This window comes from Bradyrhizobium sp. CSA112, from assembly GCF_029051645.1.
Lineage (GTDB): Bacteria > Pseudomonadota > Alphaproteobacteria > Rhizobiales > Xanthobacteraceae > Bradyrhizobium.
Window position 1 is genome coordinate 149,628 of record NZ_JAACFS010000004.1, and the last position, 20,216, is coordinate 169,843.

Genomic DNA, 20,216 nt, shown 5'->3' on the forward strand with positions numbered 1-20,216 from the left:
CGAAAAGCCCCGCCGTTTGGACGGGGTTTTTTTATTGGTCCCGTCTCCGGCTTACCCCATGAGGAGATGGAACGATGACTGACCATTCGACAACCGATCTAGCAAGCCGCTTGCAGGGCCTGTGGCTGCCGCTCATCACGCCGTTTCGCGATGGCGAACTCGACGAAGTGTCGTTACGCCGGCTCGTCGGGCACTATGCGGCTCGCCCGGTCGACGGCTTCATTCTCGCGGCGACATCGGGCGAAGGCATGTCGCTCCGCGCGGGCGAGCTCGAGCGGCTGGTGACGGTGACGCGCAGCGAGCTGTTGGGCATCGGGCGCCACATGCCGATCCTGCTCGGCCTGTCCGGCGCCTCGACCGCGAAGATGATGGATGCGCTGGACGAGACGGCGGCCTGGCCGATCGACGGCTATCTGATCGCAAGCCCCTATTACATCCGGCCGTCGCAGCGCGGCCTGGTGCAGCATTTCACCGCGCTTGCCGATCACGCCTCACGGCCGATCGCGCTTTACAACATTCCCTACCGGACCGGCGTCAGCCTCACCAACGAGACGTTGCTGCAGCTCGCTGCGCACCCGAACATCGTCGGCATGAAGGATTGCAGCGCCGACCGTGCGCAGTCGATCGATTTCTTAAGCAGACGGCCGCCCGGTTTTCGCGTGCTGACCGGTGAAGACGCGCTGTATCACGAAGCGCTCACCGACGGCGCCGACGGCGCGATCCTGCTGTCGGCGCATCTGGAGACCGAGGCCTTCGCATCGGTACAGACGCTGTTGAAGCAGGGCGACCGCGATGGCGCGCGCGCGTGCTGGAAGGCAATTTCTGTTCTGACCCGGCTGTTGTTCGCCGAGCCGAGCCCGGCACCCGCGAAGTATTGGCTGGCGCGCGGCGGACTGATCGACAGCGCCGAGGTTCGCCTGCCGATGGTGGAAGTGAGCGCGGAACTGGCGGCGTTGCTGAACGAGGAAATCGAGCGGTGCAGGCCGCCGCTGCTGCGGCGGGCCTGAACGGCGCAAAGAGAGCAAGCTGCCTAGCTGACCAGCACGCGATAGGTCATCACGGGAGCAAAGCCGAGCAGCATCGCCCAGACAGCAAATGACGACGCCAGCAGGACGTCATGCGTGCTCTGGGCGTACTCGCCGATCGGAAATTTCTTGCCGTGCGCGGCCATTGGTATCCCCCCGTTGTTTTTCTGAGAGGAGGTCCATACGCATAAAATTCTAACGTTGCGGACAAGCCTTCGCTCGACTTTGACGCCATGCAGTCACCAGGCGTTAACCAGGCTATCGCGGTGGTTAATCCGTGGTAGCACGTGTGGTCAAATGCAAACGAAATCGCAACCGGGTTCTTAAAACCGATCGCGTAACCAAGATGTCAGGAGCAACAAAAAACGCGGGGGCGCGTCGTGCATTTCGAAAACAACAATACCATTTCTAAACAACAAGGCTTCAGCACCGAAGACATTCTCTGGGCCGTCGGTATCTGGTCGGTGATCCTGACGCTGTCGCCGGTCGTCGTGCTCTACGTGCTGATGGTGGCGTAAGGGAAGCTGTCATTCCGGGGCGATGCGAAGCATCGAACCCGGAATCTCGAGATTCCGGGTCTGGTGCTAACGCACCATCCCGGAATGACGGAGACAATAGTTCACAAAAAAGAAAAACGCGCGGAGCGCCGCGCGTCTTTGTCAGTCCCGGAAAAGAAAGCGGCGTGTTACGCCGCCTGCTTGTGCATGGCGCCCGATGCCGAAGCCGTTCCGCGGATCGCCTTGATCGAACGTTCGATCGCGCCCCACAGCCTGGCGATCTCCGCCGCAGCGCGGCCTTCGGCGTAATATTCGCGGGCGCCTTCGCCCTGACTCAGCGCCATGATCAGATCGGCGCGATTGGTGATCTGGCCGCTCCACACCGGCGCACGGAATTTCGCCAGGGCTTCGCGTGCAATAGTGACGATGCGGCTCTCGGCGCCGTCACGCTCGGCAGGTGCGCCGTTGACCACGACCGCGTAGGGCTTGCGCGCCGAGCGGCAGGTCTGAATCGTTTCCTGTACCGCGTTGACGTCGAACACGCCCGGCCGCGCCGGGATGATCACCATCGTGGCGTTGCGGATCGCGTCGTCGACGACGGCCGACAGGTTAGGCGGCGTGTCGATGAACACCCATTCGATGCCGTCGCGCTTGGCGGCAGCGACGATGCCGCTGACGGAATTCACCGCGGCCTTGATCGGCGGCTCGTTGGTGCCGCGCAATTTATGCCAGAGAGTAAGCGATCCCTGCGGGTCGGCATCGACCAGAAGGATGGGCTTCGTTGCCTTGTGAACATGGGCAGCGAGGTGAGCAGCCAGGGTACTCTTTCCCGAGCCCCCCTTACGTGATGCGAAAACAATTACGTTCATACCTTGGCCTCCGGTTGACCCCAGAAGCTGAAAATGAATCAGCGCGGTGATTCGTGAAAGAAAAATTTATCGTGTGCCGCGATGAAGCCACTTAATTGCCAAGAAGGCTGGTTTTTGAGTCACACCGTGCGACCCCGGTGACCGAACGGGAATCGGCAAGGCCGCCTTGCAGGACAGCCTTGAAAGGCCGCCCTAATTGGCTCATTGCGCGCTTTTTGCGCGCTCGCGTTCGAGTCTTGCACGCTCACGTTCGAGCCACTTGCGCTCGATCCATCCGAGCCCTTGCGCCATCGGCTTCTGCAGCGGCGGCACGTCCTGCGCGAACAAAAGGAGGCCGAGCGGCAGCATCCAGAGTCCGAGCACTGGCAGGAAGCTGAGAAAGCCGCCGACAACCAACAGAAACGCGAGCGGAATACGGACGTAGATCGATGTCGGCTTGCGTACCCAGCTAACGAACTTCGCCGGCCCCGGTGGCAGCTTTTTCTCAAACCAGGCAAAATGCCGGTCGAGCTCCTTTTGATGTGCGCTCAATGAACCCTCTCCTCTTGCCCAAAGCAGATGTTCATTGCAGACGGCGTAAACAAGGCGTCAGTCTGCCGCGTAGGAACCTTGAAATTTCGTAATGCGCGTCAGGCCGCCCGCGCCGTCAGGCCGCCCGCGCCGTCAGGTCGCCCGCGCCGTCAGGTCGCGCGTTTCGCCGGCTTTTTGGTTTTGCGCGACTTGGCGCTCACGGCCTTGCGCGGCGTTGCGGGCCGAATGACCGTCGGCCGGCCCACGGGCCCGGCCGCGGCCGGCTCGGGATCCGGCCTGAAATGCGCCCGGCAGGCCGGAGAGAGCTGGGGCGGAATGAAAGATGGTACAGTTGGGTGGGCTCGAACCACCGACCTCCTGTTCCACAGACAGGCGCTCTAACCAACTGAGCTACAACTGCATCCTGCGCGGGGCCCCTTCCAAAGGGGGCCTGCGAATGGGCCGGAAACTAGGTGCAACGCCTCGCTTTGGCAAGGCCGCGGAGTGACTGATTGTAGTCGTCCGCAAGGCGTTTTGCGTTCAATCGCCGGGAGCCTCGGGCCGGTCCGGCAGCCGGTAAAATCGTTGCCGGCAGCAAAAAGCCCGGGTCGACCCACCCGGGCTTTTCGTCATCAATCCCGGAGCGGTCAGGCGGCCGGCTTGTAGAACTTCGAGGCGGAAGCCTTGATCGGTTCGACGGTCTCGGTCGCGACCTTCTGGCCGAGCTCGGTGAGCTCCTTGGCCTGGGCGGTGAAGGTCTCGTACTGCTTGCGGGCATGCGAGGTCCACAGCTCCAGCGCGGCGGCCGGCGTCTTCACGCCGAACAGCTCCTGCGCGAAATCCAGCTCGGCAGAGGTGTTGGCCTTGAAGAACTCGATCAGCTTGGCGGTGTACGCACTGGTGCCCTTGCTGGCCGAGGTGAACACGGCCTCGATGGTGCCGTTATGGGTTTCGGCCGCATCCTTGAACTTGGCGTAGCTGTCGCGGGCCTGCGAAACGCCCTTTTCAGCGAGCGCACGCATCTGCTCGGGGACTTCGAAGGGAATGATGGAGGCAGAGAAGGGATCGGTGGAGCTGGTCAAGGCTTGCATCCTTCACAATGGGGTTAAACGATGTTCCCCTTGCGGACGCCGGGCGGGCAATCGGCCGAGACGCCGAAGGGATCACTTACACACGCACTCACGGAAGTGCCCATCCACGGGCTCGCCTAATAAGCACCCATATCATGTCAAATTTGTGCAACGCAATGCAATCTCTGGTGCGATGCCACATGCCACCGCACACCGGGTGCACGTGCAGCCCAGATTTCCCATTGGTTGTACCCTGCCAGGGCGGCAGGTCAGGTTTTCGGCTTCGCCGCGTCCAGGGCGGCCTTGGTGACGGCCTGGCCCATCTCGCTGGCCTGCTCGGCCAGCGACCGCATCAAGCCTTGCACATATTCGCTGTGCAGCCGCGTCACTTCGGCCACATCCTTGGCTTTCAGCAGCGATTGCGCGTGGTCGAGGGAAGTCTGCACATTCCTTTCGGCATTGGCGATCGCCTTGCCGCTGATCTCCTTGGCACCGGCGCGAACTGTGGCATTGCGCTCCTCGATCGAGCCGGCGGCAGCCTGCGCGGAGGCGACGAATTTCTCAAAAGCCTGACGGGCTTGCTCGAAGCTTGCCTCCGCCATCGACCGCATTTCCTTGGGTATCTCAAAACGGTCTCGCACTTCGCTCATGGTGCGCTCCCTTTGTGTTGGCAGGGATTGGTGTCCAGATCCCGCCAAGGCGCCCCGCCGGAACGATACGGCAGCCGGGGAAGTTCCCCGTCGTCGGCCTTGGCCGGTTACAACCACCCAACGCGGCGAGAGGGCCAAGGGTTCAACCGGGTTAATGTTATCCTCGGCTTTAGTGAGGTGCGCCCGGCCGGGCCGTGGACCTGCCGCGCAGCGCTTGCGATAGTAACGATTCATTAAGGCTGTCATTGGTTTGAAGGCTGTCATTGGTTTAGCTGCCGGTTTGGCGACGGACGGTGCTGTAGTTGCGATGAATGACGCGGAATTTCAGCCTGGGGTGATCCGCGATCCGCGATTGGCGGCCTATGCTGCGAGCCCCCTGCCCGCATGGTTGTGGACGGCCGACGGCAGGCGGATCCTGTGGGCCAATCCCGCCGGCGCCCGCGTGTTCGGCGCAGCCAGTGCCGCAGCCCTTGCCGAAAGAACCTTCGGACCGGCTGACCGGCACCGGCGGCAGATCGCGCGGCTCGCGGGCCGGTTGATCGCAAACGGCGCCATCCGGCTGGAGCGCTTGCAGGGATTTGGCGCTGCGCCCGGCGGGCTTGCGACCTGCGGCTGTTCGCGGTTCGACTTTCCCAATGGCAGCCACGGTGTTCTGATCGCCGCCGGCAACATCGCGCTGATCGCGCCGCGACCGGCACAGGCGCATGCGCTGCCCGGCAACGAGATGCGGCCAGACATCCCAGCAGCGCCAGCCTCGCAGCCAAGCGCGCCTGTCAAGCCCGTCATGGAGGAACCGGTCGCTCTGCAACCGCCTCCCGATTACGAACAGCCGGCGCAATCGGGCGAAGCGCCCGCGGAGTTCGCGCTGTTCGACGCTTTTGCCGAGCCTGCCGCTGCCGAGGAACCTGCGGTCACGGAGGAGCCGCCTGCGGCCGAAACCACTTTCCGCGCGCCATTCTCTTCGCTCGAAGCATTTGGGCTCGAAGCATTTGGGCTCGAAGCATTTTCCGGCCAGCACGCGCGCCGCCTGCCGCTGCGCTTCACCTGGCAGATGGACCCTGAAGGCCGCTTCTCGCTCGGCACCGACGAATTCACCGGCTTGATGGGCCCGCGCACCACGGCCGTTTTCGGCCGGCCCTGGCGCGAGATCGCCGAGACCTTCGGATTCGATCCCACCGGCCGGATGATGCAGGCATTTGCGACGGGCGCCACCTGGAACGGCATCACGCTGAACTGGCCGGTCGATGGCGGCGATACGTTGCCGGTCGAACTGTCCGGCTTGCCTATCTTCGATGGGGCGCGGAATTTCATCGGCTATCGCGGCTTTGGCGTCTGCCGCGATTTCGATCGTTTGGCGCGGCTCGCCGCGCTGCGCTTGGCGGAATTGTCCGGCGAGGTGGCAGCGCCGCAAGAGACGCCGCAAGAATCGCCCGCCGCGCCATCTCCCGATCCGACCGGCGTTGCATCGCCTTCATCAGACCAATTGCCTGAACCGATTGCGGCCGAGACTTCACATCAAAGAGATTTGGAAACGCCCGTGGAACCTCCCAAGGAAAGCCTAGAGGAAAACCAGCAAAGCCTCGAGGAAAGTGTTGAGGAAAGCGCGCAAGAAAGCGCCAAGGAAAGCGCCAAGGAAAGCGACAAGGACGCGGTGACTGAAACCGCAACGGAATTGCCGGCCGACCCACTCCAGAACGTCGTGCCGTTCCGTGTCCCCGGCGAGGCCAGGCCGCAATCGCTGACGCCGGTTGAAAACAGCGCCTTCGACGAACTCGCGCGGCAATTGTCGGCGCGGCTCGACACCGAGAACGGCAATGAGCTGGACGCCACCGGCGAAACCATCTTCGAACCGCTGGCCGCATCGCCTGCACGCGAAGCGGCTCACGCGCCGCCGGAGTGGCTTGCGCAGCCCGAGCCGCCCGCCCGCGGCGAAACCGCGCGCGACAAGGCGCTGCTCGATCTTCTGCCCGTCGGCATCCTGATCTACCGGCTCGACCGGCTGCTGTATGCCAACCCGGCCTTCCTGACGCAGATGGGCTATCCGACCCTGCATGCGCTGGAAGATGCCGGCGGCCTCGACGCGCTCTACGTCGAACCCGGCGCCTCCAACGCCTCCTCGACATCGGACACCGGCAGACCGGTGACGATTTCCGCTAGCCTGCCTGGGGATGCCGATGCGCAATCATCGGCCGCCGACGCCCGCCTCTACACCATTTCATGGGACGGCGATTCCGCCCTCGCCTTGATCTTCTCGGGCACGCGCCATGAAGGCGCGGCGATCGCGGCCGCCATCGCGCGAGCCGAGCCGGCATCGGCGCCTGACGTCTTTGAACCGGAGCCTGACACTTCCGAACCGCCTGACGTCGGCCATGCCAACGCCGAAGACCTCGCCGCCATCCTCGACACCACGGCCGAAGGCATCCTGATGTTCGACGCCGAGGGCAACATCAATGCGGCCAACCGCAGTGCCGAAGCGCTGTTCGGCCATGACGGCGACGAACTCGCGCGACGTAATCTCGCCGATCTCTTTGCGCTCGAAAGCCAGCACGGCGTGTTCGAATATCTCGCCGGCATCAAGGCGTCCGGCGTCGCCAGCCTGCTCGATCACGGGCGCGAGGTGCTGGGCCGCGAAAGCAGGGGCGGCATCATCCCGCTGTCGATGACCATGGGCCGCACCCGCCCCGACGGCCCGAATTTCTTCGCGGTGTTCCGCGATCTGTCGCACGCCAGGAAGACCGAGAGCGAATTGCGCGAGGCGCGGCGGCTGGCCGAACGCGCAACCAATGCCAAGGCCGACGTGCTGGCGCGGATCAGCCACGAGGTGCGCACGCCGCTGAACGCCATCATCGGCTTTTCCGAAGTGATGATCGGCGAGCGTTTCGGCGCGCTCGGCAACGAGCGCTACCTCGAATACATGAAGGACATTCGCGCCTCCGGCGAACGCGTGGTCGCCATCATCAACGACCTGCTCGATCTATCAAGGATCGAAACCGGCAAGCTCGATCTCGCCTTTACCAACCAGAACCTCAACGAGCTGGTCGAAAGCTGCGTCGCGGTGCTGCAGCCGCAGGCCAACCGCGAGCGCATCATCATCCGCACGTCGCTGGCGCACACGCTGCCATCAGTGGTCGCGGATGCGCGGGCGCTGCGCCAGATCACGCTCAACCTGATCGGCAATTCGATCCATCTCGCCAATGCCGGCGGACAGGTCATCGTTTCGACCGCTTTGTCCGATTTCGGCGAGGTGATGCTGCGGGTCCGCGACACCGGCCACGGCCTCAACGATAATGAGGTCGCCGCCGCGCTCGAGCCGTTCCGCACGCGGGCGCCGTCGGATCAGGCCGAGAGTTCGAGCTTCAGCCTGTCGCTGACCAAGGCCCTTGTCGAAGCCAATCGCGCCAGATTCCAGATCAAGACCGGCGGCCGTTCCGGCACGCTGATCGAGATCGTGTTTCCGCACGCGATCGCGCGGGCCTGACCGAACTAAAGCATGATTTGATTGCGACCACGAAGAAGGTGCGCTCCCTCTCCCGCTTGCGGGGGAGGGCTGGGGCGGGGGTATCTCCGCGGGCGACACTGCCCGAGTGGAGAGAGCCCCCCGGCGCTTCGCGCCGACCTAAGAGCGAGCTTCGCTCGTCTCCACCCCGCAAGCGGGAGAGGTGAAGCGCGTCTGCGGCCAAGTCGATCTAACCAAAAATCATCATGCTCCAAGGCGCGTGCCCGCGGCATCGATCACGTCGCTTTTGACGGAAGAAATGCCGGAACGCTGAGACCCTGGCCGCGCAAGTAATCGGCCATCGGTCCGACGACCTTGAGGACGGCCGGTCATGCCGTCATGCGCTGCCGCCATTGCAGAAGCCTCGGCGTTTCGCTGGTCATGTCGGCGCCCCAGCGCGCGCCGAACAGCTGGGCCATATAGAACGCGATATCGGCAAACGAATACGCGCCGCCGAGAAACTCGCGCTCATCAAGCACGCTCTCCATTGTTCGATAATAGGCGGCAGCGCCAGCGCGCGCGAGCTCTGCGGCGGGATCGAGCGGCGTCTTCCAGAGCTGCATCAACTTGATGATATGAGGAAAATAGACCTCATCCGACTCATGCTCCAGCCGGCGAGACCAGGCCCGTGCTGCAGACGTCGCAGGCCACAGCGCAGGCTGCGGCTTGATGTCTTCAAGATACTCGAAGATCTGGGTGGAATCGAATATCTCGAGGTCACCGTCGATCAGCACGGGGACCTGTCGTTTCGGATTGATGCGCAGCACTTCCGGATGCTTTGGCGCGTAACCCTCCTTCATGGTGAAGGGGACCATGACCAGTTCGAAATCGATGTTCTTCTCATGCGCCGCGATCTGGACCTTTGCGCCGAACATGCTCAGGGGGCCGGAGAACAGCCGGATTTTGCGGTTGCTGCTTTGATGCGCTTCTTGATCGGATCGAACATTCTCGGGCATCGATTTTCCCCACTCTACAACCATCACATTACGCTAAAACAAACAGGTTGCCCTGTTTTTGTCAATTCGATAGATAGCTCTATGCCGACAGCGGTGGGAGTCCTTCATGACCAAAAAGCCGGCCAGCGGCCGCTCGCGAACCAACGATCCCGCCGGAGTGAGAAAACGCATCCTGGATGCAACAGCAGACGCCTTCCAGAAGCGTGGCTATCACTCGACCAGCACGCATGACATTGTTCGCGCAGCCGGTGTGACAGCGGGCGCCCTCCACCATCATTTCCCCACGAAGAAGGCCCTTGCGCTCAACGTCATCCAGGAGCGCGTCGCACAAGCCGTCGACAAGCATTGGCTCGAGCCGGTCAGGTCCGCACGCGGCGCGGAGGAAGGGATACGCACGGCGTTCGAGCAGATCGCATCAAGCCTCGATCGGTCCAGGACCATTCTGGGATGCCCACTCAACAATCTGGCGCTTGAGCTTTGCGCGGCAGATTCCGAATTTCGAGAGGCGATCGAGGGCATCTATGACAATTGGCGCAAGGTGATTGCCGACAAACTGCGGGCGGATTTCGCCGGCGCTTTCGACGCCGAGGCCTTGGCCACCTTCGTCATTGCGTCTTATTCAGGCGCTATCGCCCAGGCCAAGGCCAAGCAAAGCACGGCTCCTCTTCGAACGTGTGCCGCGCAATTGGCGCTTCACTTTCGCTCAAGGCAAATGCCGAAGGCGAAAGGTGCGCGCGCTTCAAAGCCGTAGCGAAATTTTCCGGATCCGGTTCGGACAACTATAGGTCCTTCTGGACAGCGACGCCTTTTCCGGCTGATATGCGGCGAATTGACACACAGCTCTGTGTGAGCCTGGAGGAAATCCCATGATCCCGTTTCATACGCGCCTGTTCGGCGCGGTCGTCGCGCTGACCCTTGCAGCAGGCGGCCCTGCCCTCGCGCAGCAGCTCGAGCTCAAGATAATGGCGCCCGCCGCACCCGGCGGCGGCTGGGATCAAACCGCCCGCTCGATGCAGCAGGCGCTGGTCGCCGCCAAGATCGCCCGCAGCGTCCAGGTGACGAACGTTGCCGGCGCCGGCGGCAGCGTCGGCATCGCGCAGTTCGTCAACGGCGCCAAGGGCGACGGCAACCAGATGATGGTGAACGGCTTCGTCATGGTGGGCGCGCTCGCCATGAACAAGTCGCCGGTGACGCTCGAACAGGTGACGCCGATTGCGCGGCTGACCGAGGAAATCCAGGTGATCGTGGTGCCGGCGAATTCACCGATCAAGACGGCGCAGGATCTCGCCGCCGCCGTGAAGGCCGATATCGCGAAAGTGACCTTTGCCGGCGGCTCGGCCGGCGGCGTCGACCATGTGATGGCGGCGCTGTTTGCGGGCACGATCGGCGCCGACGCGAAGAAGATCAACTACATCCCGTTTTCCGGAGGCGGCGAGTCGCTGGCGGCGATTCTCGGCGGCAAAGTCACTGCCGGCATTTCCGGACTGAGCGAGTACGAAGGCCAGATCAAGTCAGGCAAACTGCGCGCGCTCGGCGTGACGTCGGAGAACCGCATCGCCGGCAGCGACATTCCGACCTTCAAGGAGCAAGGCATCGACCTCGTGCTCGCCAACTGGCGCTCGGTCGTCGCGCCTCCCGGCATCACGCCGGAACAGCGCAAGACCCTGAGCGATGCGGTCGAGAAGATGGTCAAGTCCGACGCCTGGAAAGATATCCTCAAGCAGAAGGGCTGGGATGACGCCTATCTCGGCGGCGATGCGTTCACGGATTTCCTGAAGAAAGAAACGACGCGCGTCACTGACGTCTTGAAGTCGGTCGGCCTCGTCAAATCATGACGGACCTTCCGCGGGGGCCGGCGGCGCGGCGCGTCGATCGTGCCGGCGTCGTCATTGCGCTCGCGCTCGCAGCACTTGCCGCGGTGCTGGTATGGGACTCGCGTCAACTGCCGGCGACCACGATGTACGGCATGGGGCCCGAGGTGATGCCGGTCGTCATCGCCATCGGGCTTGGCCTTCTCGCGATCGGCAATCTGATCGACGCGCTGCGCGGTGACCTGCCGCCGCGCGAGAGTGCCGACCCCAGGGCGGTACTTTTGATCTTCGGCGGGCTGGTGCTGCTGATCGCCATCATCGGCCTCGGCGGCGGCTTCATCCTTGCGACCTCGGCATTGTTCGTCACCACCTCGGCAGCCTTCGGACGACGCGCCATCCTCGCCGACTCCGCCATCGCCGTCGTGATGAGCACCTTGATCTATCTCGCTTTCGATCGGCTGCTGACGTTGAGCCTCCCCGCCGGGCCTCTGGAAAGACTGCTGTAATGGAAACTTTCGCCGCGCTCGCGCATGGCATGGCTGTCGCCGTGCAGCCGATGAACCTGCTCTACGCGCTGGTCGGCGTGTTCCTCGGCACTGCGGTCGGCGTGCTGCCCGGCATCGGTCCGGCGCTCACCGTCGCCTTGCTGTTGCCGGTGACCTACAAGCTCGATCCCGGCGGCTCGCTGATCATGTTCGCCGGAATTTATTACGGCGGCATGTACGGCGGATCGACCACCGCTATCCTGATCAACACGCCCGGCGAGAGCGCATCGATGGCGACCGCGCTCGAGGGCAACAAGATGGCCAAGGCCGGGCGCGGCGGTCCGGCGCTTGCGACCGCGGCGATCGGTTCGTTCGTCGCGGGCACGCTCGCGACCATCGGCCTCGCCTTTCTGGCGCCGTGGCTGGTCGATTTCGCGGTACGCTTCGGGCCTGAAGATTATTTCGCGTTGATGTGCGTGGCCTTTGTCACGGTGTCGGCAACCTTCGGGGATTCGCCAATCCGCGGACTGACCAGCCTGTTCATCGGGCTGACGCTCGGGCTTGTCGGCATCGACAAGCTCACCGGCCAGGCGCGGCTTGCGTTCGGCATCCCCGAGCTGCTCGACGGCGTCGAAGTGACGACGCTCGCGGTCGGCCTGTTCGCCGTCGGCGAAGCGCTCTACGTCGCCTCGCGGCGCCATCACGCCGAGGAGAAGATCGAGCCGGTGCGCGGCTCGCTGTGGATGACGATGGAAGACTGGAAGCGGTCGTGGAAGGCATGGCTGCGCGGAACGATGTTCGGTTTTCCGATCGGCGCGCTGCCGGCCGGCGGCGCCGAAATTCCGACATTCCTGTCCTATTCCACCGAGAGGCGGCTGTCGAAACATCCGGAGGAATTCGGCAAGGGCGCGATCGAGGGCGTCGCGGGACCGGAAGCCGCCAACAACGCCTCCGCCGCCGGCACCCTGGTCCCGCTGCTGACGCTCGGGCTGCCTACCTCGGCCACGGCGGCGATGATGCTGGCGGGCTTCCAGCAATACGGCCTGAATCCCGGACCGCTGCTGTTTGCCGAGCGGCCAGATCTGGTGTGGGGCCTGATCGCCAGCCTGTTCATCGCCAACGTCATGCTGCTGGTTCTCAATCTGCCGCTGGTCGGCCTGTGGGTGAAACTGCTCGCGATCCCGCAGCCGTGGCTGTACGCCGGCATTCTCGTGTTCGCGACCATGGGCACCATCGCGGCAAAACCCTCGGTCGTCGAGCTGTCGATGCTGGCAGGTTTTGGCGTGCTGGGCTTTCTGATGCGCCGGTTCGATTTTCCGATCGCGCCTGTTGTGGTCGGTCTCATCCTGGGTCCCATCGCCGAAAGCCAGTTGCGCCGGGCGCTCGCGATCAGCCTCGGCGATCCCCTGGTGCTGCTGCAAAGCCCGATGTCGGCGACGCTGCTTGGCATTGCACTGATCGCGCTATTGGCGCCCTTCGTGCTGAAGGGTCTCGACCGGTTCAGGGCGAGCGAGGATTAGGGCGTGGACTCATTGGCGCGCAGCCAAATTCGGATTGAGGCGAGTTTGAATTGACTTCCGCGTTCGACGTCGCAGCGGACATGGCTGAACTTGCCGCTGGGTCGCCGCTGTAGCGAATGACCCAAAGCCGCTGGTCGGACAATTGAAAAGCAGACGTTCGGGTCGATTAACGAATGAGTTCAGTGGCGCGGGGCTTTTTGCGCGTCCATTGGAGCGACGGGATGGACGATTTTCTGCAAGGCATGGAAAATGAAAAATAATGCAAGAGCGAGAAGGGCAACACTTGGCCAGAAGTAGAGGGCGTGCGCTTCATAGTAGCGGCCAGGCACATATGGGAATTCGCCTTGCAGTAGAAAGGTGCCGATTATGGCAATTGGAAACGTGTAGATTGCAATCCAAATATTGGCAAGGCCATCAGGGTTCGATCTAAAAAAATCCAGCCAGATCACTATTGCTCCCGCGATGTAGAGGGCGGGCACGATAAGTTTCATTACCATCAACAGTCTAGACAAGAACATTCTCATGTTGTCGCCCAACGACCGAGTTGAGCGGCCGGCCACCACCGCTGTGCCGCGGTCAGACGCGGCCCACGATGCTTCACGGTCCGCTCGAATGCGTTGTTAGAAGGCAGCACGTTTACCCCTCACCAGTCGCGCCAATCCCCATACTGGCACTGCAAGAACAGCACCCCAAAGAATGCTGTTTCCAAGAACGACCGCCCACTGTAGCGGGGACGATAACCCCTTGGTTTGGACGTGTGAGATGGGCGAAAGGAGCGTGTCCGAAAGCGCCGTGGCCAAACTTTCGAGTTGGCTCATATCGCCACCCGAGTCGAAGCGCCCCATTCCCAAGGAAAAACTGACGAGAAGAGAACTCAACGCCAACAATAAATGAACGGTTGCCAAAACTGCGGCAATCGTGAGGTATCTCAGGCGATTCATGCCGCCTCCTAACGCCCTGGTTGACCGGCGGCAAAATTAAACGGGCTCATGAACATTCGTACCTTTCCTTGTTTGCGGCAGTCGATAGGACATCATACAACTTGTCTCCGCCGATCACGCCAAGCCGGTCAATCGATCGCGGGCGGGCGAGAACGACTGCTTTGGAGAAAAGGCTCGAACTTCCGATTTTGGCACTTAGCGTCGTTTCGCTGAGATGCGGCATTTGGTCCGCCATCGGCGCATATCGGACATCGAGTAGCCATCAAGCTCGATTTATGGGTGCGCGCCCTGATCCTTTCAGCGGGGGAGCGATCCCGTCTGAACATCAGGGTCGGCACAATTCTTGCTCGAATCCAGTCTGCCTGAGTGCATCCGCCTGCGGATCGCCTGTTTTCCGGGCATTTTGGATTTGATTCTTATGCGTTGCCTGGTCGTTGCCGATTTACATTATTCATTGCCGCAGTTTGACTGGCTGCTTGCGGCAGCGCCGCAATTCGACGTCGTCATTTTCGCCGGCGACGCGCTCGACGTCGGATCGTTCGTCGATTTCCGCGCGCAGATTCTGGTGGTGAAGAAATATCTGTCGCTGCTGTCCCAGGTGACGCGCGTCATTCTCTGCTCCGGCAATCACGACCTCGACGAGCGCAGCGCGGAAGGCGAAAAGATCGCGCGCTGGGTCGGCGAGGTCCGTGAACTCGGCGTCGCCTGCGACGGCGACAGCCTCACCGTCGGCGATACGCGCTTCACCGTTTGTCCGTGGTGGGACGGGCCGCTGGTCAAGGGCCGTATCGAAGCCCAGCTTCGCGACGCTGCGGCGGAACGGGCGCAGCGCTGGATCTGGGTGCATCATGCGCCGCCGGCAAATTCGCCGACGAGCTGGGGCGGCAAGCGGTTCTTCGGCGATGTCGAGTTGGTGCAATGGATCGCACAGTACCAACCGTCCATGGTGATCTCAGGCCACGTCCATCAATCGCCTTTCATCGCCGACGGCTCGTGGTTCGACCGCATCGGCACGACCTGGGTATTCAATGCCGGCCTGCAGCACGGCCGTCCGCCGGTCTGCATCGTGCTCGACTTCGATGAGGGTGCGGCGTTCTGGATTGCGGCCGGCGAAGCGCAACGTATCGACCTGTGCGCGCCCTTGCTGCGGCCGGCGGCGGGAATCGAGAACCCGCCGGCCTGGCTTACATCCTTGGGTCGGATTGCCGATCCGAGCCTGGCGAGACCTGCGACGGCGGCAGGTTGATCATGCTCTGCAGGAGTTCGCCGACCATCGAGAGATGGTTACCGTGGTCGCCATACTGATGCATGAGATCGGCGAGATAGGTGGTCGCGACATTGAGGCGCTGCGCCAGCAACCGCGCGATCAACAGCGCCACCGCCGGCTGGTCACGCAGGAACGCCGCGGCATCGTCGAACTCATAGACCACTGAATCGGAAGCCGCGCGCACGGTTGCCGTATGGGGCTGCTGGAGCAGCACCGACATTTCGCCGAGCATCGCCCCCGGCTCGCTGAGGACGGCCACGACGCTGTCGCCCTTGACGACTTCCAGCCGCCCCCGAATCAGGACAAACAGATGCCCGGTCTTGCCGCCCTCGTGAATGAGAATCGTGCCGGCCGGCACCTCCCGTTCCACTCCTCCGGTGCAATAGTCCAGTACCGCGCGCATTGGCATCATCTCCGCTTCAGCCGAGACTAGGCACTCATGATGCCAAGGTCGAACGGATAAGGTGCGCTTCGCTGCTCAAAATGTCAGCACGGAGCGCCCAGCGTCGGCGCGCGCTGGCGCAGCCCACGACCGAGCATCAGATCTTTTCGAGCATGGCGGCTTTCAGCTTGGCGATGCGCGCTTCATCGCGCTTGTAGAATGTCCACTGCTTGACGCGCTTGGCGCTTACCAATCCCGCCTGCGACAATATCTTCAGATGCTCGCTCACGGTGGGCTGGCTGACCCCGAGCTTCTCGGCAATCAAGACACCGCAGACCCCGTCCTTGACAAGGTCGCCGTCGATCTGCGGACGAAAATGCGCCCGAGGACGTTTCAGCCATTCCAGGATCAACAGCCGGCGATCGCTGGCGAGCGCGCGAAAAGCAGACTCGACGTCATCCTCGAAAGAAGCCATATTGCTAATTAGCTAAATGACTAATTTCTGTCAATCGGGCCCGTCTCGGCTTGGGCTTATCGATTTCGCCCTGTTCGATTTCGCCTTGTTCGATCTTGCTTGGGAGTGCGTTGCAATGGATGCGTCAGCGGATGCCGTAACGTCGGAAATGATCGCGCGATGCGAGCGGCTGATCCGGCCCTTTATCCGGCGGACGCCGGTGGTCGAGCTCGATGGCGCCGAGTTCGGTCTTCCCGGCCATCCCCTCACGCTCAAGCTCGAGCTTCTGCAGCATTCCGGCTCGTTTAAGGCGCGCGGCGCTTTCGCCAATTTGCTGACCCGCGACGTGCCGAAGGCCGGCGTGGTGGCGGCGTCCGGCGGCAACCATGGCGCGGCCGTCGCCTATGCGGCGATGAAGCTCGGCAAGCCGGCCAAGATCTTCGTTCCCAGCGTCTCTTCGCCGGCGAAGGTGCAGCGTATCAGGGACTACGGCGCCGACCTCACGATCGAGGGCGAGCGTTATGCCGATGCACTCGCCGCCAGCGAGGCATGGGCGCAACAAACCGGCGCATTGCCGGTGCCGGCCTTCGACCAGAACGAAACCATCATGGGACAGGGAACGCTCGGCCTCGAGCTCGCCGGCCAGGCGCCAGATATCGATACGCTGCTGGTGTCGGTGGGCGGCGGCGGACTGGTCGCAGGACTTGCCGCCTGGTACGCCGGCCGTATCAAGGTAGTCGGCGTCGAGCCGCTTGCATCGCCGACGCTGACGCGGGCTTTTGAGGCCGGCCGTCCGATCGATGCGGAGGCCGGCGGGTTGGCGGCGGATTCACTGGCGCCGAGACGCGTGGGTGAACGGGTTTTTCCGATCGTCCGGAAATACGCCCGACAAACGGTGCTGGTTTCCGACCCCGCAATAGCCGACGCACAGGCGACGCTTTGGCGCGCCCTGCGCATCGTGGCAGAGCCGGGTGGCGCGGCTGCGTTTTCCGCGATCCTGTCGGGCGCGTACAAGCCCAGTGCGGACGAACGAATTGCGATCATCGTCAGCGGCGGCAACACCGCCGCTGTTGATTTCGATCGCACCCGTTGATTGCCCGTGACCGCTTGCTTCCGGCCCCGGAAGCCCGCCACATTTGGAATCACTCTAAATCAGATACTGGAATCGCTCTAAATGAAGCCGTTCGCGACATCCGGTCGCTGACGGCACGGTGGTCGCTGCGCTACTGAAATCGGCACCTCAACCATCTGCCGGGCAGCTTTCATGATGAACTTTCGCGCTACCGCCGCAACCGCAGCGTTGCTTTGTTTCACCGCGTTTGGAGCGTCGCCGGCGTCCGCCGACGGCGAAGTCAACGTCTACACCTATCGCGAAGCCAAGCTGATCCAGCCGCTGTTCGACGCCTTCACCAAGGACACCGGCATCAAGGTCAACGTCGTCTCGGCGAGCTCGGGGCTCGAGCAGCGCATGAAGACCGAAGGCGCCAACAGCCCCGCCGACGTGCTGCTGACGGTCGACATCGGCCGCCTCGACGACGCCGTGAAGGCCGGCGTCACCCAGCCGATCAAGTCGGTGGTGATCGACGAGATCGTTCCGGCGCAATATCGCGATCCCGACGGCCACTGGGCCGGCATCTCCATGCGCGCGCGGGTGATCTACGCCTCGAAGGATCGCGTCAAGCAGGACAAGATCACCTACGAAGAGCTCGCCGACCCCAAATGGAAGGGCAAGATCTGCATCCGCTCCGGCCAGCACATCTACAACAACGGCCTGTTCGCGGCCTACACGGCCAAGTACGGCGAGGCCAAAGCCGAGGAATGGCTGAAGGGCGTGAAGGCCAACCTGGCGCAGAAACCCTCCGGCGGCGACCGCGAAGCCGCGCGCGACGTCGCGGCCGGCAAGTGCGACATCGGCATCGGCAATACCTATTACTGGGCGCTGATGATGAACAACGACCCCGAGAAGAAGCCGTGGGCGGAAGCCACCAAGGTGATCCTGCCGACCTTCGAAGGCGGCGGCACCCACGTCAATCTCTCCGGCGTCCTCCTGGCGAAGAACGCGCCGAACAAGGCCAACGGCGTCAAGCTGATCGAGTGGCTCGTCGGTGACAAGGCGCAACAGATCTACGCCGATTCCAATTACGAATACCCGGTTCGATCAGGCGTCGCCGTCAACCCGACGATTGCGGGTTACGGCAAGCTCACAGCCGATCCGCTGCCGATCGCCAAGATCGCCGCCAACCGCAAGGCGGCCTCGACGCTGGTGGACAAGGTCGGATTCGATAATTGATCGCGACCGTCGGCGAAGCATTAGAACCGTGATCGCGCGCCGTACACAACTGCGTCCCCTCCCCCCTTGCGGGGGAGGGTTAGGGAGAGGGGTAAGCCACACGGGCAGTGTCGCTCGTGGCTACCCCTCTCCCCCGCCCTCCCCCGCAAGGGGGGAGGGAGCTCACCTGCGGAAGCGGATAAACCTCGGCTCATCTCGCCGACGTGTGCGGACGTGAGTCCCGTCACGCGCTCGGGCCGCATCGCCGCGGCCATCGCGGTTGCCACCGCCATTCTCGTCGCAGCGCCCGTCATTTCCATCATTGCGCTGGCGATGCAGCCCGCGCCCGACGTCTGGCCGCACCTCATCGATTACGTGCTGCCGCGCACGCTTCTTGACACTACACTCCTGCTCGGCGGCGTCGGCGCCCTGTCGCTTGCGATCGGCACCGGCACGGCGTGGGCGGTCTCGCTGCATGAATTCCGCGGCCGGCAAATGCTGCTATGGCTGCTGCCGCTGCCGCTCGCGATCCCCACCTACCTCGCGGCCTACGTCTATGTCGACCTGTTCGAGCCGCTGGGCCTGGTCCACCGGACGCTCGCGCTCTGGCTTCCGTTGCAGGATGCGGTGCGCGTGCTTCCCAATCTGCGCTCGCTGCCCGGCGCCATCATCGTGATCGCGCTGGTGCTTTACCCTTACGTCTATCTTTCAGCGCGCACGATGTTCCAGTTCCAGAGCGCGGAGTTCGCCGAGGCCGCGAAGACGCTTGGCGCCGGCCGCTGGACCACTTTCTGGCGCGTCTCGCTGCCGATGGCGCGGCCGGCGCTGGCGGTCGGCGTTGCGCTGGTGTCGCTGGAAACACTGAACGACATCGGCGCCAGCGAATATCTCGGCGTCCGCACGCTCACGGTGTCGGTATTCACCACCTGGCTCAACCGCGGCAGCCTTGCCGGCGCGGCGCAGCTGTCCTGCTTCATGCTCGCCATCGTGGCCGGGCTGATCGCGATCGAGCGTTACGGCCGACGCAATGTCACGACGGAATTTTCCGCCGAAAGCCCGCGGCTCACGCAACGGACCTCGCTCACCGGCCTCAAGGGCGCTTGCGCCTTGGCCGCCTGCCTGCTGCCCGTCTGCCTCGGATTTCTGGTGCCGCTTTTGTATCTCGCGCATCAGAGTTTCAAGCGCGGGCTGTTTGCGAATTTCGACATGGCGCTGTGGCGCGATGCCTTCAACTCGGTCGCGTTCGCGAGCCTTGCGACGCTGACCGCGCTGCTGCTGGGATTTGCGACCATCCTGGCCTGGCGCTGGCGGCCGAATACGCTGCGCTTCGTCGCGATGAACATCGCACAGACCGGCTACACCTTGCCCGGGCTGGTGCTGGCGCTCGGGCTGCTTGCGCCGGTGCTCGCCATCGACAACGCGCTGAACACGCTCGCCGGATGGCTCGGACGTTCGCTTCCGGGACTGATCATCGTCGGCTCCGGCGCCGCCGTTGTCATCGCCTATGTGATCCGGTTTCTGGCGGTGCCGACCGGATTCATCAAGGCAGGCTTTGAGCGGATTCCGCGCGACTACGACGACAGCGCACGCGCGGTTGGCGCCGGCCAGACCACGACGATGCGGCTGATCCATCTGCCGCTGCTGCGCCCCGCCATGGTCGGTGCCGTCATCGTGGTGTTCGTGGATTGCCTGAAAGAGTTGCCGGCGACGCTGCTGCTGCGGCCGCTCAACGTCGAAACGCTGGCAACCTCGATCTACCAGTACGCCAGCCGCGGCAGCTTCGAGGAAGGCGCGCTCGCGGCGCTGTTGATCGTCGCCGCCAGCATCGGCCCGGTAGCGTGGCTGACACGGTTTTCGGACATCCCGAGCGGGCCGGCGTAGGTTGAACGACACTCTCGTCGTCCCTGCGAACGCAGGGACCCATAACCACCGGCCGTTGTTGTTACGAAGGCAACTGGCTCCAGCGCCCAAAAAAGAAAGGCCGCGGAGTATGGGTCCCTGCGTTCGCAGGGAC

The 20,216-nt window shown here is 63.2% G+C and carries 21 protein-coding genes and 1 tRNA gene; 11 read left to right on the forward strand and 11 right to left on the reverse strand.

The genetic code is table 11. The annotated features are described in order from the left end of the window. Positions 1–74: 74 nt before the first annotated feature. Positions 75–1,007: a 4-hydroxy-tetrahydrodipicolinate synthase gene (gene dapA, locus GWE18_RS10680; protein ID WP_275185725.1), complete on the forward strand. Its 933-nt coding sequence runs from the start codon at positions 75–77 to the stop codon at positions 1,005–1,007. A gap of 23 nt (positions 1,008–1,030) precedes the next feature. Here the strand turns inward: dapA and GWE18_RS10685 are convergent, their stop codons facing one another. Further along, positions 1,031–1,171, reverse strand: coding sequence for a hypothetical protein (locus GWE18_RS10685; RefSeq protein ID WP_275185726.1), 141 nt, complete (start codon positions 1,169–1,171; stop codon positions 1,031–1,033). Between the two features lie 234 nt (positions 1,172–1,405). Between GWE18_RS10685 and GWE18_RS10690 the strand changes: the two genes are divergently transcribed. Then, positions 1,406–1,543 carry a hypothetical protein gene (locus GWE18_RS10690; protein WP_275185727.1) on the forward strand — a complete coding sequence of 46 codons (138 nt, stop codon included), beginning with the start codon at positions 1,406–1,408 and terminating at the stop codon, positions 1,541–1,543. A 167-nt stretch (positions 1,544–1,710) separates the two neighbouring features. On the opposite strand, the gene GWE18_RS10695 is transcribed toward GWE18_RS10690, so the two are convergent. The 5 genes from GWE18_RS10695 to GWE18_RS10715 form a co-directional block, all read right to left on the reverse strand. After that, positions 1,711–2,391 carry a ParA family protein gene (locus GWE18_RS10695; RefSeq protein ID WP_057901113.1) on the reverse strand — a complete coding sequence of 227 codons (681 nt, stop codon included), beginning with the start codon at positions 2,389–2,391 and terminating at the stop codon, positions 1,711–1,713. A 201-nt stretch (positions 2,392–2,592) separates the two neighbouring features. Next, the gene (locus GWE18_RS10700) at positions 2,593–2,922 is read right to left on the reverse strand and encodes a hypothetical protein (RefSeq protein WP_275185728.1); all 330 of its coding nucleotides are present in this window, start codon (positions 2,920–2,922) and stop codon (positions 2,593–2,595) included. 323 nt (positions 2,923–3,245) lie between these two features. Further along, positions 3,246–3,322, reverse strand: a tRNA-His gene (locus GWE18_RS10705). Positions 3,323–3,548: 226 nt separating this feature from the next. Continuing rightward, entirely contained in the window at positions 3,549–3,983 is a 435-nt protein-coding gene (locus GWE18_RS10710; protein ID WP_275185729.1) for a phasin, read from the reverse strand. A 257-nt stretch (positions 3,984–4,240) separates the two neighbouring features. Beyond that, positions 4,241–4,621, reverse strand: coding sequence for a phasin family protein (locus GWE18_RS10715; protein WP_275185730.1), 381 nt, complete (start codon positions 4,619–4,621; stop codon positions 4,241–4,243). 307 nt (positions 4,622–4,928) lie between these two features. On the opposite strand from GWE18_RS10715, the gene GWE18_RS10720 reads away from it, so the two are divergent. Beyond that, on the forward strand, positions 4,929–8,099 hold the full coding sequence (locus GWE18_RS10720; protein ID WP_275185732.1) for a PAS domain-containing protein: 3,171 nt from the start codon (positions 4,929–4,931) through the stop codon (positions 8,097–8,099). A 347-nt stretch (positions 8,100–8,446) separates the two neighbouring features. Here GWE18_RS10720 and GWE18_RS10725 read toward each other — a convergent pair whose 3' ends face one another. Beyond that, positions 8,447–9,073, reverse strand: coding sequence for a glutathione S-transferase family protein (locus GWE18_RS10725; RefSeq protein WP_275185733.1), 627 nt, complete (start codon positions 9,071–9,073; stop codon positions 8,447–8,449). 106 nt (positions 9,074–9,179) lie between these two features. On the opposite strand from GWE18_RS10725, the gene GWE18_RS10730 reads away from it, so the two are divergent. From GWE18_RS10730 to GWE18_RS10745, 4 genes are all read left to right on the forward strand, one after another. Next, on the forward strand, positions 9,180–9,824 hold the full coding sequence (locus GWE18_RS10730; RefSeq protein WP_275185734.1) for a TetR/AcrR family transcriptional regulator: 645 nt from the start codon (positions 9,180–9,182) through the stop codon (positions 9,822–9,824). 115 nt (positions 9,825–9,939) lie between these two features. Beyond that, on the forward strand, positions 9,940–10,908 hold the full coding sequence (locus tag GWE18_RS10735) for a tripartite tricarboxylate transporter substrate-binding protein (protein WP_275185735.1): 969 nt from the start codon (positions 9,940–9,942) through the stop codon (positions 10,906–10,908). Then, positions 10,905–11,390: a tripartite tricarboxylate transporter TctB family protein gene (locus GWE18_RS10740; protein ID WP_275185736.1), complete on the forward strand. Its 486-nt coding sequence runs from the start codon at positions 10,905–10,907 to the stop codon at positions 11,388–11,390. The genes GWE18_RS10735 and GWE18_RS10740 overlap by 4 nt, the downstream gene beginning before the upstream one ends. Next, positions 11,390–12,889 (forward strand): tripartite tricarboxylate transporter permease, encoded by a 1,500-nt coding sequence (locus GWE18_RS10745; RefSeq protein ID WP_275185737.1) that lies wholly within the window; start codon positions 11,390–11,392, stop codon positions 12,887–12,889. Before GWE18_RS10740 ends, GWE18_RS10745 begins: the two co-directional genes overlap by 1 nt. 179 nt (positions 12,890–13,068) lie before the next feature. On the opposite strand, the gene GWE18_RS10750 is transcribed toward GWE18_RS10745, so the two are convergent. Together GWE18_RS10750 and GWE18_RS10755 are read right to left on the reverse strand one after the other, a co-directional pair. Beyond that, complete coding sequence (locus GWE18_RS10750) at positions 13,069–13,368, reverse strand: hypothetical protein (RefSeq protein WP_275185738.1); 300 nt, start codon at positions 13,366–13,368, stop codon at positions 13,069–13,071. A 141-nt stretch (positions 13,369–13,509) separates the two neighbouring features. Next, positions 13,510–13,830: a hypothetical protein gene (locus tag GWE18_RS10755; RefSeq protein WP_275185739.1), complete on the reverse strand. Its 321-nt coding sequence runs from the start codon at positions 13,828–13,830 to the stop codon at positions 13,510–13,512. 418 nt (positions 13,831–14,248) lie between these two features. On the opposite strand from GWE18_RS10755, the gene GWE18_RS10760 reads away from it, so the two are divergent. Next, on the forward strand, positions 14,249–15,076 hold the full coding sequence (locus tag GWE18_RS10760; protein WP_275185740.1) for a metallophosphoesterase: 828 nt from the start codon (positions 14,249–14,251) through the stop codon (positions 15,074–15,076). On the opposite strand, the gene GWE18_RS10765 is transcribed toward GWE18_RS10760, so the two are convergent. Together GWE18_RS10765 and GWE18_RS10770 are read right to left on the reverse strand one after the other, a co-directional pair. After that, positions 15,015–15,500, reverse strand: coding sequence for a cyclic nucleotide-binding domain-containing protein (locus GWE18_RS10765; RefSeq protein WP_275185741.1), 486 nt, complete (start codon positions 15,498–15,500; stop codon positions 15,015–15,017). The genes GWE18_RS10760 and GWE18_RS10765 overlap by 62 nt on opposite strands. A 136-nt stretch (positions 15,501–15,636) precedes the next feature. Further along, positions 15,637–15,954: a metalloregulator ArsR/SmtB family transcription factor gene (locus GWE18_RS10770; protein ID WP_275185742.1), complete on the reverse strand. Its 318-nt coding sequence runs from the start codon at positions 15,952–15,954 to the stop codon at positions 15,637–15,639. Positions 15,955–16,069: 115 nt separating this feature from the next. Between GWE18_RS10770 and GWE18_RS10775 the strand changes: the two genes are divergently transcribed. The 3 genes from GWE18_RS10775 (at position 16,070) to GWE18_RS10785 (ending at position 20,083) form a co-directional block, all read left to right on the forward strand. Then, positions 16,070–17,026 (forward strand): threonine/serine dehydratase, encoded by a 957-nt coding sequence (locus GWE18_RS10775; protein ID WP_275185743.1) that lies wholly within the window; start codon positions 16,070–16,072, stop codon positions 17,024–17,026. Between the two features lie 171 nt (positions 17,027–17,197). Then, a complete protein-coding gene (locus GWE18_RS10780) occupies positions 17,198–18,223 on the forward strand; it encodes a Fe(3+) ABC transporter substrate-binding protein (protein WP_275185744.1) in 1,026 nt (341 codons plus the stop codon). 213 nt (positions 18,224–18,436) lie between these two features. Then, entirely contained in the window at positions 18,437–20,083 is a 1,647-nt protein-coding gene (locus GWE18_RS10785; protein ID WP_275185745.1) for an iron ABC transporter permease, read from the forward strand. Positions 20,084–20,216 lie beyond the last annotated feature (133 nt).